The sequence below is a fragment of the Enterobacter cloacae complex sp. 382A5 genome (genome assembly GCF_050031095.1).
Taxonomy (GTDB): Bacteria; Pseudomonadota; Gammaproteobacteria; order Enterobacterales; family Enterobacteriaceae; genus Enterobacter; species Enterobacter cloacae.
Genome location: NZ_JBLGVK010000001.1, coordinates 4259076 through 4273086, shown reverse-complemented (window position 1 = coordinate 4273086; position 14011 = coordinate 4259076). Strand labels below are relative to the sequence as shown.

The following is a 14011-nucleotide window of genomic DNA, read 5'->3' as shown; positions in this document are numbered from 1 at the left end:
TGATCATATTTTTGGATCGAGGCAAGGCAAAATACGTCAATATTTAAGCAGATCGGGCGGGATTTCAGCGAAAAGCGCGGAAAATCATCAGTCAGAAAAAAAGATCTAAAAAATACTTGTGCTAAAAAATGGGATCCCTATAATGCGCCTCCATCGACACGGCGGATGTGAATCACTTCACAAACAACCCGGTCGGTTGAAGAGAAAAAATCCTGAAAATCAGGGTTGACTCTGAAAGAGGAAAGCGTATTATACGCCACCTCGCGACAGAGCGCTGAAGCGCGTCGCAACTGCTCTTTAACAATTTATCAGACAATCTGTGTGGGCACTCAAAGTGACATGGATTCTTAACGTCCTCGGACGAAAAATGAATACCAAGTCTCAACGAGTGAACACGTAATTCATTACGAAGTTTAATTCATTGAGCATCAAACTTTTAAATTGAAGAGTTTGATCATGGCTCAGATTGAACGCTGGCGGCAGGCCTAACACATGCAAGTCGAACGGTAGCACAGAGAGCTTGCTCTCGGGTGACGAGTGGCGGACGGGTGAGTAATGTCTGGGAAACTGCCTGATGGAGGGGGATAACTACTGGAAACGGTAGCTAATACCGCATAACGTCGCAAGACCAAAGAGGGGGACCTTCGGGCCTCTTGCCATCAGATGTGCCCAGATGGGATTAGCTAGTAGGTGGGGTAACGGCTCACCTAGGCGACGATCCCTAGCTGGTCTGAGAGGATGACCAGCCACACTGGAACTGAGACACGGTCCAGACTCCTACGGGAGGCAGCAGTGGGGAATATTGCACAATGGGCGCAAGCCTGATGCAGCCATGCCGCGTGTATGAAGAAGGCCTTCGGGTTGTAAAGTACTTTCAGCGGGGAGGAAGGTGTTGTGGTTAATAACCGCAGCAATTGACGTTACCCGCAGAAGAAGCACCGGCTAACTCCGTGCCAGCAGCCGCGGTAATACGGAGGGTGCAAGCGTTAATCGGAATTACTGGGCGTAAAGCGCACGCAGGCGGTCTGTCAAGTCGGATGTGAAATCCCCGGGCTCAACCTGGGAACTGCATTCGAAACTGGCAGGCTGGAGTCTTGTAGAGGGGGGTAGAATTCCAGGTGTAGCGGTGAAATGCGTAGAGATCTGGAGGAATACCGGTGGCGAAGGCGGCCCCCTGGACAAAGACTGACGCTCAGGTGCGAAAGCGTGGGGAGCAAACAGGATTAGATACCCTGGTAGTCCACGCCGTAAACGATGTCGATTTGGAGGTTGTGCCCTTGAGGCGTGGCTTCCGGAGCTAACGCGTTAAATCGACCGCCTGGGGAGTACGGCCGCAAGGTTAAAACTCAAATGAATTGACGGGGGCCCGCACAAGCGGTGGAGCATGTGGTTTAATTCGATGCAACGCGAAGAACCTTACCTGGTCTTGACATCCACAGAACTTTCCAGAGATGGATTGGTGCCTTCGGGAACTGTGAGACAGGTGCTGCATGGCTGTCGTCAGCTCGTGTTGTGAAATGTTGGGTTAAGTCCCGCAACGAGCGCAACCCTTATCCTTTGTTGCCAGCGGTTAGGCCGGGAACTCAAAGGAGACTGCCAGTGATAAACTGGAGGAAGGTGGGGATGACGTCAAGTCATCATGGCCCTTACGACCAGGGCTACACACGTGCTACAATGGCGCATACAAAGAGAAGCGACCTCGCGAGAGCAAGCGGACCTCATAAAGTGCGTCGTAGTCCGGATTGGAGTCTGCAACTCGACTCCATGAAGTCGGAATCGCTAGTAATCGTAGATCAGAATGCTACGGTGAATACGTTCCCGGGCCTTGTACACACCGCCCGTCACACCATGGGAGTGGGTTGCAAAAGAAGTAGGTAGCTTAACCTTCGGGAGGGCGCTTACCACTTTGTGATTCATGACTGGGGTGAAGTCGTAACAAGGTAACCGTAGGGGAACCTGCGGTTGGATCACCTCCTTACCTTAAAGAACCTGCCTTTGTAGTGCTCACACAGATTGTCTGATGAAAAGTGAATAGCAAGGCGTCTTGCGATTGAGACTGTACGTCCCCTTCGTCTAGAGGCCCAGGACACCGCCCTTTCACGGCGGTAACAGGGGTTCGAATCCCCTAGGGGACGCCACTTGCTGGTTCGTGAGTGAAAGTCACCTGCCGTCATATCTCAAAACTGACTTGCGAGTCATGTTTGAGATATTTGCTCTTTAAAAATCTGGATCAAGCTGAAAATTGAAACGACACACATGTTATGTGTGTTCGAGTCTCTCAAATTTTCGCAATCAGAAGTGAAACATCTTCGGGTTGTGAGGTTAAGCGACTAAGCGTACACGGTGGATGCCCTGGCAGTCAGAGGCGATGAAGGACGTGCTAATCTGCGAAAAGCGCCGGCGAGGTGATATGAACCCTTGACCCGGCGATGTCCGAATGGGGAAACCCAGTGTGATTCGTCACACTATCGTTAACTGAATACATAGGTTAACGAGGCGAACCGGGGGAACTGAAACATCTAAGTACCCCGAGGAAAAGAAATCAACCGAGATTCCCCCAGTAGCGGCGAGCGAACGGGGAGCAGCCCAGAGTCTGAATCAGCTTGTGTGTTAGTGGAAGCGTCTGGAAAGTCGCACGGTACAGGGTGAAAGTCCCGTACACGAAAATGCACAGGCTGTGAACTCGAAGAGTAGGGCGGGACACGTGGTATCCTGTCTGAATATGGGGGGACCATCCTCCAAGGCTAAATACTCCTGACTGACCGATAGTGAACCAGTACCGTGAGGGAAAGGCGAAAAGAACCCCGGCGAGGGGAGTGAAAAAGAACCTGAAACCGTGTACGTACAAGCAGTGGGAGCACCTTCGGGTGTGACTGCGTACCTTTTGTATAATGGGTCAGCGACTTATATTCTGTAGCAAGGTTAACCGTATAGGGGAGCCGAAGGGAAACCGAGTCTTAACTGGGCGTTAAGTTGCAGGGTATAGACCCGAAACCCGGTGATCTAGCCATGGGCAGGTTGAAGGTTGGGTAACACTAACTGGAGGACCGAACCGACTAATGTTGAAAAATTAGCGGATGACCTGTGGCTGGGGGTGAAAGGCCAATCAAACCGGGAGATAGCTGGTTCTCCCCGAAAGCTATTTAGGTAGCGCCTCGTGAACTCATCTTCGGGGGTAGAGCACTGTTTCGGCTAGGGGGCCATCCCGGCTTACCAACCCGATGCAAACTACGAATACCGAAGAATGTTATCACGGGAGACACACGGCGGGTGCTAACGTCCGTCGTGAAGAGGGAAACAACCCAGACCGCCAGCTAAGGTCCCAAAGTCATGGTTAAGTGGGAAACGATGTGGGAAGGCCCAGACAGCCAGGATGTTGGCTTAGAAGCAGCCATCATTTAAAGAAAGCGTAATAGCTCACTGGTCGAGTCGGCCTGCGCGGAAGATGTAACGGGGCTAAACCATGCACCGAAGCTGCGGCAGCGACACTATGTGTTGTTGGGTAGGGGAGCGTTCTGTAAGCCGTTGAAGGTGGCCTGTGAGGGTTGCTGGAGGTATCAGAAGTGCGAATGCTGACATAAGTAACGATAAAGCGGGTGAAAAGCCCGCTCGCCGGAAGACCAAGGGTTCCTGTCCAACGTTAATCGGGGCAGGGTGAGTCGACCCCTAAGGCGAGGCCGAAAGGCGTAGTCGATGGGAAACAGGTTAATATTCCTGTACTTGGTGTTACTGCGAAGGGGGGACGGAGAAGGCTATGTTAGCCGGGCGACGGTTGTCCCGGTTTAAGCATGTAGGCGGAGGTTCCAGGTAAATCCGGTACCTTTTAACGCTGAGGTGTGATGACGAGGCACTACGGTGCTGAAGTAACAAATGCCCTGCTTCCAGGAAAAGCCTCTAAGCATCAGGTAACATCAAATCGTACCCCAAACCGACACAGGTGGTCAGGTAGAGAATACCAAGGCGCTTGAGAGAACTCGGGTGAAGGAACTAGGCAAAATGGTGCCGTAACTTCGGGAGAAGGCACGCTGATATGTAGGTGAAGCCCCTGCGGGTGGAGCTGAAATCAGTCGAAGATACCAGCTGGCTGCAACTGTTTATTAAAAACACAGCACTGTGCAAACACGAAAGTGGACGTATACGGTGTGACGCCTGCCCGGTGCCGGAAGGTTAATTGATGGGGTTAGCGGCAACGCGAAGCTCTTGATCGAAGCCCCGGTAAACGGCGGCCGTAACTATAACGGTCCTAAGGTAGCGAAATTCCTTGTCGGGTAAGTTCCGACCTGCACGAATGGCGTAATGATGGCCAGGCTGTCTCCACCCGAGACTCAGTGAAATTGAACTCGCTGTGAAGATGCAGTGTACCCGCGGCAAGACGGAAAGACCCCGTGAACCTTTACTATAGCTTGACACTGAACACTGGTCCTTGATGTGTAGGATAGGTGGGAGGCTTTGAAGCGTGGACGCCAGTCTGCGTGGAGCCATCCTTGAAATACCACCCTTTAATGGCTGGTGTTCTAACGTAGACCCGTTACCCGGGTTGCGGACAGTGTCTGGTGGGTAGTTTGACTGGGGCGGTCTCCTCCCAAAGAGTAACGGAGGAGCACGAAGGTTAGCTAATCCTGGTCGGACATCAGGAGGTTAGTGCAATGGCATAAGCTAGCTTGACTGCGAGAGTGACGGCTCGAGCAGGTGCGAAAGCAGGTCATAGTGATCCGGTGGTTCTGAATGGAAGGGCCATCGCTCAACGGATAAAAGGTACTCCGGGGATAACAGGCTGATACCGCCCAAGAGTTCATATCGACGGCGGTGTTTGGCACCTCGATGTCGGCTCATCACATCCTGGGGCTGAAGTAGGTCCCAAGGGTATGGCTGTTCGCCATTTAAAGTGGTACGCGAGCTGGGTTTAGAACGTCGTGAGACAGTTCGGTCCCTATCTGCCGTGGGCGCTGGAGAATTGAGGGGGGCTGCTCCTAGTACGAGAGGACCGGAGTGGACGCATCACTGGTGTTCGGGTTGTCATGCCAATGGCACTGCCCGGTAGCTAAATGCGGAAGAGATAAGTGCTGAAAGCATCTAAGCACGAAACTTGCCCCGAGATGAGTTCTCCCTGAGACTTAAAGTCTCCTGAAGGAACGTTGAAGACGACGACGTTGATAGGTCGGGTGTGTAAGCGCAGCGATGCGTTGAGCTAACCGATACTAATGAACCGTGAGGCTTAACCTTACAACGCCGAAGGTGTTTTGGCGAAGAGACGATTTTCAGCCTGATACAGATTAACAGAATTTGCCTGGCGGCTTTAGCGCGGTGGTCCCACCTGACCCCATGCCGAACTCAGAAGTGAAACGCCGTAGCGCCGATGGTAGTGTGGGGTCTCCCCATGTGAGAGTAGGGAACTGCCAGGCATCAAATTTAGTGTGCTGATATGGCTCAGTTGGTAGAGCGCACCCTTGGTAAGGGTGAGGTCCCCAGTTCGACTCTGGGTATCAGCACCACTTTATACTTAGGTTAAAGTTCGGCAAGAAGTAAAAGAATTTGTCTGGCGGCTTTAGCGCGGTGGTCCCACCTGACCCCATGCCGAACTCAGAAGTGAAACGCCGTAGCGCCGATGGTAGTGTGGGGTCTCCCCATGTGAGAGTAGGGAACTGCCAGACATCAAACAAGTGAAAAGGCCATCCGAAAGGATGGCCTTTTTGCATTTCTACACGGCACACAGCGTAGGCCGGGTACGGCGAAGCCGCCACCCGGCATAACAAACGACTAGTGAATCACCTGTGACAGGAATGCTTGCGTGCGTTCTGACTTCGGATGCGCAAAGAACTCATCCGGTGGCGCCTGTTCAACAATCTCTCCGCGATCCATAAAGATCACCCGATCAGCCACGGTCCTGGCGAACCCCATTTCGTGAGTCACGCACAGCATAGTCATTCCGGATTGCGCCAGTCCAATCATGGTATCCAGAACTTCTTTCACCATTTCAGGATCCAGCGCTGAAGTTGGCTCATCAAAAAGCATAATTTTGGGCTTCATGCACAGTGAACGGGCGATAGCCACACGCTGCTGCTGGCCACCCGATATCTGGCCTGGAAATTTATTGGCGTGCTCAGCAATACGTACACGTTCCAGATAGTGCATCGCTAACGCTTCAGCTTCCTTTTTTGGCATTTTGCGCACCCAAATCGGCGCAAGCGTACAGTTCTGCAGCACCGTCAGATGGGGGAACAGGTTAAAGTGCTGAAACACCATCCCGACTTCCTGACGCACGCGTTCGATGTTGCGAATGTCTTCATTCAGTTCGATACCATCAACAACAATACGCCCCTGCTGATGCTCCTCAAGGTGATTGATGCAGCGAATGGTTGTCGATTTCCCGGACCCGGAAGGGCCGCAAAGGACAATGCGTTCGCCCTGCTTGACCTTAAGATTGATATCTTTCAGGACGTGAAATTGCCCGTACCATTTATTCACGTTTTCCAGCGTAATCATCGCGTCGGCGGGTGTCATAGTTATTTGGCTCATAATTTCCTCAGTGCGGTGTACGCCCGGTGTTAAAGCGCTTTTCCAGATGCTGGCTATAGCGCGACATGCTAAAACAAAAGATCCAGTAGATCAGAGCAGCAAAGACATATCCTTCGGTGGACATGCCAAGCCAGACAGGGTCAACCGTTGCCTGTTGCACGCTGCTAAAGAGATCGAACAATCCGATAATGATCACGAGGCTGGTATCTTTGAAGAGGGCGATGATCGTGTTCACCAGCCCGGGGATAACCAGCTTGAGTGCCTGCGGAAGTATCACCAGCCCCTGTGTTTTCCAGTAACCGAGCGCCAGTGATTCCGCAGCCTCATACTGCCCTTTAGGCAATGCCTGCAGACCGCCACGCACCACTTCCGCAACGTAGGCTGACTGGAACAGAATGACTCCTACCAGGGCACGGATCAGTTTGTCTATCGTCGTGCCTTCTGCCATAAACAATGGCAGCATGACCGAAGACATAAAAAGGACGGTAATAAGCGGTACACCGCGCCAGAACTCAATGAAAATAACCGAGAGCACACGGACAACGGGCATTTTTGAGCGACGGCCAAGCGCCAGTAAAATGCCCCACGGCAGTGCGCCAGCGATCCCAACAGAAGCAATAATCAGCGTCAGCGTTAAGCCGCCCCATTGTCGGGTTTCCACGCGTTCCAGCCCCAGGAAACCACCGTACAACAGCACCCACACAACAATCGGATACACCACCGCCCAGCAGGCGATGTACCGTCCGCGTTGCGGCAGCCTTTTCCAGAACATCACGGCGATGGAGAGCAGCCCAATAACCAGCGCCAGATTGATTCGCCAGCGTTGTTCGTGCGGATACAATCCATACATGAACTGACCAAAACGCTCGTGGATAAACACCCAGCAAGCGCCAGCTTTTGTACAATCTGCCCGGGTTGAACCGACCCAGTTAGCCTGCAAGAAAGCCCAGTTAATGAGTGGCGGGATCAACTCCCACATCAGCCACAGACAAATTATTGTCAGCAGACTGTTACCCCAGCTGGAGAACAGATTCTTACGCGCCCAGAGAATAAAACGCCCACCTGTCGGGTTGGCAGGACGCGAAGAGTGCGACAGTATCGCTTTTGTCATCATAGTTCCTTAGCGCTCAACCAGTGCGATACGGCGGTTATACAGGTTCATCAGCAACGAGATCGCCAGGCTGATAATCAGATAGACGGACATAGTGATGGCAATGGTTTCAATGGCCTGTCCTGTCTGGTTAAGCACGGTGCCGGCGAACAGTGACACCATATCCGGGTAGCCAATTGCGGCGGCCAGCGACGAGTTTTTGACAATATTGAGGTACTGGCTGGTCAGGGGCGGAATGATGACCCGTAACGCCTGTGGAATAATGACCTGTCGAAGCGTTACCGTATGAGGTAACCCCAGAGAGCGTGCTGCCTCGTGCTGTCCATGCGGGACTGCCTGGATCCCCGCCCGAATGATTTCGGCAATAAACGCAGACGTATAAATGGAAAGGGCCAGGGTCAGGGCCGCCAGTTCAGGAATTAATACCATCCCGCCCTGGAAGTTAAAGCCCCGCAGATGTGGGACATCCCAGTGTAACGCGGCACCAAAAAGCCAGTGTGTCAGGAGCGGCAGGCCGATAATCAAAAGCGCCGCAATTGGCCATGTTTTGCGAAGCTGCCCGGTTTTTATCTGATGTTTGCGGTTATAGCGAAATAGCCCGGCAGAGAGGGCGAGCGCGATGATAATCGCGGTGATAAAAGCATATATCCCTTCTGCGAGTTCAGGAGAAGGAATATAGAGCCCACGGTTGCTCAGGAAAAACAGATCGAAGGCATCGACAGCCTGACGTGGCCCCGGAAGGTTACGCAGCACGGCGAAATACCAGAAAAAAATCTGCAGCAGCGGCGGGATATTACGGAACGTCTCAATGTAAATGGTGGACAGCTTTCGCAGCAGCCAGTTATCTGACAGGCGAGCGAGGCCAATAAAAAAGCCCAGTATGGAGGCGAAAACAATACACAGCGCGGAGACCAGCAGTGTATTGAGTAAACCGACGAGGAACACGCGGCCGTAGGTATCGCCTTCCTGATAGTCAATAAGATGCTGAACAATGCCAAAACCCGCACTGCGATCCAGAAAAGCAAAGCCGGAGGTAATACCGCGATTATTCAGGTTGGTAACCGTGTTATGAATTAAATAAATGGCGATAAGAACAACCGCAAGAATGGCAATAATCTGGAATAGCCAGGCGCGGACCGCGGGATGAGAAAAGGATAGCGATCCTTTTACGGGGGAGCGGCGATGGAACATAAAGAAACCTCGGTAACCATGACTCTGGAGTGGGCACTGCGTTCACAGTGCCCGTTACAGCAAAGACTTAACGTACTGGCGGTGCGTACTGAATACCGCCGTTATTCCAGAGATTGTTCTGGCCGCGTTTGATCTTCAGCGGGCTTTCCGATCCCACGTTGCGCTCAAAGATCTCAGCGTAGTTGCCCACCTGTTTAATGATGTGGTACGCCCACTTGTTATCCAGCTTCAGATCCTTGCCAAAATCGCCTTCTGTGCCCAGCAGGTGTGCCATATCCGGGGTAGAGGGTTTGGCAGCTTTCTCATCGACGTTTTTCGAGCTGATGCCCATCTCTTCTGCATTTAACATGGCGAACAGTGTCCAGCGAACGATAGAGAACCAGTCTTCGTCGCCACGGCGAACGACGGGACCAAGGGGCTCTTTAGAGATGACTTCAGGCAGGACGATCCACTCTGCCGGGTTACTCAGCTTAATACGCAGCGCGTAGAGCTGTGACTGGTCAGACGCCAGCGTATCGCAACGGCCAGATTCCAGCGCTTTGGCTGATTCATCAGAGCGATCGAATGTCACCGGGGTGTACTTCATATTATTCGCTTTGAAATAATCGGCGACGTTAAGCTCGGTATCGGTACCGGCCTGAATACACACGGTCGCACCGTCCAGCTCTTTGGCGCTTTTCAGACCCGCTTTATTGTGGGTCAGGAAACCGATGCCGTCATAATAAGTGACACCGGTGAATGACATCCCCATGCCTGCATCACGGGAGGAGGTCCAGGTGGTATTACGGGAGAGCATGTCCACTTCGCCGGACTGCAGCGCGGTGAAACGTTCTTTGGCCGTCAGCGGGGTATATTTTACTTTGCTGTCATCACCGAAAACGGCAGCGGCGACGCCCCGGCAGACGTCAACATCGATACCGGTAAATTTGCCGTTAGCATCGGCATAAGAGAAGCCAGGCAAACCGTCGCTGATACCGCACTGAACAAAACCTTTCTTTTTCACGGCATCCAGCGTTGTGCCCGCATGGGCCTGACCCGCAACAGCAAACAACATACCCGCAGCGGCCAGGCTGGCTATCATCGTCTTTTTCATAATGCATCCTGTGTGGCTAAATTTATCGTTATTTAGGTGTTTTAAACACTTTTACCCATCTGTGGCGTTGGCCGACGTTTATATAGCAAACGTAATGCCAGGTTTCGCGCTCGATGAAATAAGCGATAAGTGAACGCTTAATGCTGAGTGTAGACAGGCTTAAATAAAAGGAGCGCCCCGAAACGGTGCGAAATTACAACCTGTGCCACAAATCGGAGCAAAACTTTTAAGGAGGGTCAGAGAAAAAGAAGAGATAGTTTCCGGAGTGAATATTGGCCGGGTATTCAATAATATGAATGGGTGAAAATCATTAAAACTGAATACAAAATTAAAAAGGGGAAGTGAAAAAGAGGTGACAGGCTTCTGGCTAAAATTAATGGTGTGAATAAATACGGGTCTTTTACTGATTTGATATTACTGCACTCATTCAAAGCAAAAGCGCGGCCAGAGCCGCGCTTTCTGAACAGATGTTATCGGGTCAGGGCAACAATACCCAGCGTCAACCCCGCCACCGCGGCAGCACCACCAGCGATAGCACCTGCTGTTTCCCAGTTATCCTGAGTGGTACCTTTCATACAGGTATTGGTATGAACCAGTCGGCCCTGATCGTCGTATACCGGTACACATGGAGAGTCGTGCGCGCATCCAGCCAGCAGCGCAGCGAGTAGTGCAACGGAAATGAATCTTTTCATGATGTTACCTCAGTATTATTTCGCGTCCGCTATAAAGCCAGGAGGGCTATTAACGAACTGGAGGTTATTTTACCACCGGGATAAGCCCACGTTACACGAGGAATAATCTCAAATTATGTTGTTTGTAAACATCGTGGAGAAAAGTGTTTCGTCAGAACGAATTAATGGAGAAATTATGGAGTAACAACGTGGCGTTCTTACTTAATGCAAACTGACTCTTTTTAACACTGCGATCTTAATACACTGTTTATCTTAAAATAAAAAAGGCACCAGAGGTGCCTTTCAGGTATTCATTACTCTTTATGGCGCGTAAAGCGTCGCCGGACGACCACAAAGAAAACGGGCACGAAGAAGATAGCCAGAAGCGTTGCGGAAAGCATGCCCCCCATTACCCCTGTCCCGACCGCATTTTGCGCACCGCTCCCGGCGCCATGGCTGATCACCAGCGGCATGACGCCAAGAATAAAGGCGAGCGAGGTCATCAGGATCGGTCGAAGGCGCATTCTCGATGCTTCCAGCGTGGCTTCAATGATGCCTTTACCCTCTTTTTCCATCAGATCTTTGGCAAACTCAACGATCAGAATGGCGTTTTTAGCCGACAAACCAATTGTTGTCAGTAAGCCCACCTGGAAATAGACGTCATTGTTCAAGCCACGTAACGCTGCTGCAACCAGCGCCCCTATGACTCCCAGCGGGACCACCAGCATCACTGAGAAGGGAATGGACCAGCTTTCGTAAAGAGCTGCCAGACACAGGAACACCACAATCAGTGAAATAGCGTACAACGCAGGCGCCTGATTTCCGGAAAGTCGCTCCTGATAAGACATTCCTGTCCAGTCATACCCGATGCCGGAAGGCAGTTTTGCAGCAAGACTTTCCATCAGCGCCATGGCCTCACCGGTACTTTTACCGGGGGCGGACTCACCGATGATCTCCATGGATGGCATCCCGTTATAACGCTCCAGGCGAGGTGAACCGTACACCCAGTGCGAGGTGCTAAAGGCGGAGAAAGGTACCATCTCACCATTTGCGCTGCGTACATACAGGTTGCTGATGTCACCAGGCAGCATACGGAAGTGCGCATCAGCCTGGACATAGACCTTTTTCACGCGTCCATGATCGATAAAGTCATTTACATAAGTTCCACCCAGGGCCGTTGAGATGGTCTGGTTGACATCAGAAAGACTGATGCCCAGCGCCTGAGCCTTCTCCTGGTCGACATCCAGTTTAAACTGCGGGGTATCTTCCAGACCATTTGGCCGCACGCGCACCAGCATGTCAGGGTGCGCTTTCACCATTCCGAGAAGCTCATTCCGCGCCTGCGTCAGCGAGGTATGCCCCAGGTTTGCCTGATCAATCAGTTCGAAGTCGAAACCCGTTGCGGTTCCCAGTTCGATAATTGCAGGCAGGTTAAACGGAAATACGAGCCCATCTTTTATCTGACTGAAGGCTTTTGTCGCGCGGCCAACAATCGCCTCAACGCTATTTTCCGCCCCCGGTCGTGCTTCCCAGGGCTTCAGGCTAATGAAGGCAATACCGGCGTTCTGGCCCTGGCCGCTAAAACTAAAGCCATTAACGGTAAAGACAGATTCAACATTGGCCTTCTCGTTTTTCAGATAATAGTTCTGGACCTGATCGAGGACCTGCTGTGTACGCGTCTGGGTCGCACCGGCCGGAAGTTGCACCATCGTCATAAATACCCCCTGGTCCTCTTCGGGCAGGAAGGAGGTGGGCAAGCGCAGGAACAGCACCGCCATACCACCCACAATGATGATGTACACCACCAGGTAGCGTCCGGTCTTGCGTAAAATGCCGCTCACGCTGTTGCTGTAGTGCTCCACGCTGCGGTCAAAAAGCGCATTAAACCAGCCAAAGAAACCGCCTTTCTTTTCGTGGTGATCGCCGGATACCGGTTTAAGCAGGGTTGCGCACAGCGCGGGGGTCAGGATCAGGGCGACCAACACGGAGAGTGCCATTGCCGAAACGATGGTCAGTGAAAACTGGCGATAGATGGCCCCGGTCGAGCCACCGAAAAATGCCATCGGGATAAAGACCGCCGACAGCACCATGGCTATACCCACCAGTGCGCCCTGAATCTGTTCCATCGACTTCTGCGTCGCCTCTTTCGGCGGCAGTTTGTCTTCTACCATCACGCGTTCGACGTTCTCAACGACCACGATGGCATCATCAACCAGCAAGCCTATTGCCAGCACCATCCCGAACATCGTCAGGGTATTGATGGAGAACCCGAACGCCGCCAGCACCGCGAAGGTACCCAGCAAAACAACCGGCACCGCGATAGTGGGGATAAGCGTCGCGCGCAGGTTTTGCAGGAACAGATACATCACCAGGAAAACGAGAATGATCGCTTCAAACAGGGTTTTTACCACTTCGTGAATAGAGATCTTCACAAACGGCGTGGTGTCGTACGGATAAACCACCTTCAGACCCTGTGGGAAGAATTGCTGCAGTTGCGCCAGCTTGCTCTTGATGGCCGCCGCCGTATCCAGCGCATTTGCACCGGTCGCCAGCTTAATCCCCAGGCCGGTTGCGGCCTGCCCGTTGATTTTGGTCACCATATTATAGTTTTCACCGCCCAGTTCAATGCGTGCGACATCCTTCAGGTGCACCATCGAGCCGTCCTGGTTCACCTTCAGCGTCACGCGGCCAAACTCTTCCGGTGATTTCAGGCGGGTTTGCGCAATGATCGAGGCGTTCAATTGCTGGCCCGGCACGGACGGCGTTCCGCCTAGCTGGCCTGCCGCTATCTGGTCATTCTGGGTTTTCAGTTGATTAATAATGTCCAGCGGCGTCAGCTGGTATTTATTCATCGCGTTACTGTCGAGCCAGATGCGCATTGCATACTGGGCACCAAACAGCTGAACATCACCCACCCCTGTGGTTCGACTAATGGCATCTTTCACATTCGAGGCGACGTAGTCGGAAATGTCATCCTGCGAGAGGCTTTTATTGTCTGAAACAAAGCCAGCCACCAGCAGGAAGCTGCTGCTTGACTTCTCAACGCCGATCCCTTGTTGCTGCACTTCCTGCGGCAGCAGCGGCATGGCGAGCTGAAGTTTATTCTGAACCTGAACCTGGGCGATATCCGGGTCTGTACCAGACTCAAAGGTCAGGGTGATGGTGACATTACCTGCAGAATCGCTGGTGGATGACATATACATCAGGTTATCGATGCCGTTCATATTCTGTTCGATAACCTGCGTCACGGTATCCTGCACCGTCTGCGCATCTGCGCCAGGGTAGGTTGCGGTTATGGCAACCGCGGGTGGGGCGATAGTCGGATACTGCGCTACAGGCAGTTTGAGGATCGCCAGCCCACCTGCAATCATCAAAATGATGGCGAGTACCCAGGCGAAAACCGGCCTCTGGATAAAGAAATTAGCCATG

General features: G+C 52.3%; 6 protein-coding genes, 2 tRNA genes and 4 rRNA genes. 6 read left to right on the top strand and 6 right to left on the bottom strand.

What is annotated here, in order from left to right:
• The first annotated feature begins 438 nt into the window (after positions 1-438).
• The 6 genes from ACQG2G_RS20145 (at position 439) to rrf (ACQG2G_RS20120) (ending at position 5651) form a co-directional block, all read left to right on the top strand.
• Positions 439-1978 (top strand): 16S ribosomal RNA (locus ACQG2G_RS20145).
• Between the two features lie 84 nt (positions 1979-2062).
• Positions 2063-2138 (top strand) — tRNA-Glu (locus ACQG2G_RS20140).
• Between the two features lie 182 nt (positions 2139-2320).
• Positions 2321-5223: ribosomal RNA gene (locus ACQG2G_RS20135) — 23S ribosomal RNA — on the top strand.
• 63 nt (positions 5224-5286) lie between these two features.
• Positions 5287-5402, top strand: a 5S ribosomal RNA gene (gene rrf, locus ACQG2G_RS20130).
• A gap of 14 nt (positions 5403-5416) precedes the next feature.
• Positions 5417-5492, top strand: a tRNA-Thr gene (locus ACQG2G_RS20125).
• Between the two features lie 43 nt (positions 5493-5535).
• Positions 5536-5651: ribosomal RNA gene (rrf, locus tag ACQG2G_RS20120) — 5S ribosomal RNA — on the top strand.
• The 16S, 23S and 5S rRNA genes sit together here with 2 tRNA genes alongside, the layout of an rRNA operon.
• Positions 5652-5757: 106 nt before the next feature.
• Here rrf (ACQG2G_RS20120) and ACQG2G_RS20115 read toward each other — a convergent pair.
• The 6 genes from ACQG2G_RS20115 to ACQG2G_RS20090 all read right to left on the bottom strand — a co-directional run bounded on the left by ACQG2G_RS20115 (position 5758) and on the right by ACQG2G_RS20090 (position 14010).
• Positions 5758-6516: an amino acid ABC transporter ATP-binding protein gene (locus ACQG2G_RS20115; protein ID WP_013099005.1), complete on the bottom strand. Its 759-nt coding sequence runs from the start codon at positions 6514-6516 to the stop codon at positions 5758-5760.
• 7 nt (positions 6517-6523) lie between these two features.
• Entirely contained in the window at positions 6524-7627 is a 1104-nt protein-coding gene (locus ACQG2G_RS20110; protein WP_020687396.1) for an amino acid ABC transporter permease, read from the bottom strand.
• Between the two features lie 9 nt (positions 7628-7636).
• Positions 7637-8818 (bottom strand): amino acid ABC transporter permease, encoded by a 1182-nt coding sequence (locus tag ACQG2G_RS20105; protein ID WP_038420721.1) that lies wholly within the window; start codon positions 8816-8818, stop codon positions 7637-7639.
• Between the two features lie 67 nt (positions 8819-8885).
• A complete protein-coding gene (locus ACQG2G_RS20100; RefSeq protein WP_013099002.1) occupies positions 8886-9911 on the bottom strand; it encodes an amino acid ABC transporter substrate-binding protein in 1026 nt (341 codons plus the stop codon).
• 470 nt (positions 9912-10381) lie between these two features.
• Positions 10382-10603, bottom strand: a complete 222-nt coding sequence (locus tag ACQG2G_RS20095) for a lipoprotein (RefSeq protein WP_013099001.1) — start codon at positions 10601-10603, stop codon at positions 10382-10384.
• Between the two features lie 293 nt (positions 10604-10896).
• Complete coding sequence (locus ACQG2G_RS20090; protein WP_058680238.1) at positions 10897-14010, bottom strand: efflux RND transporter permease subunit; 3114 nt, start codon at positions 14008-14010, stop codon at positions 10897-10899.
• Position 14011 lies beyond the last annotated feature (1 nt).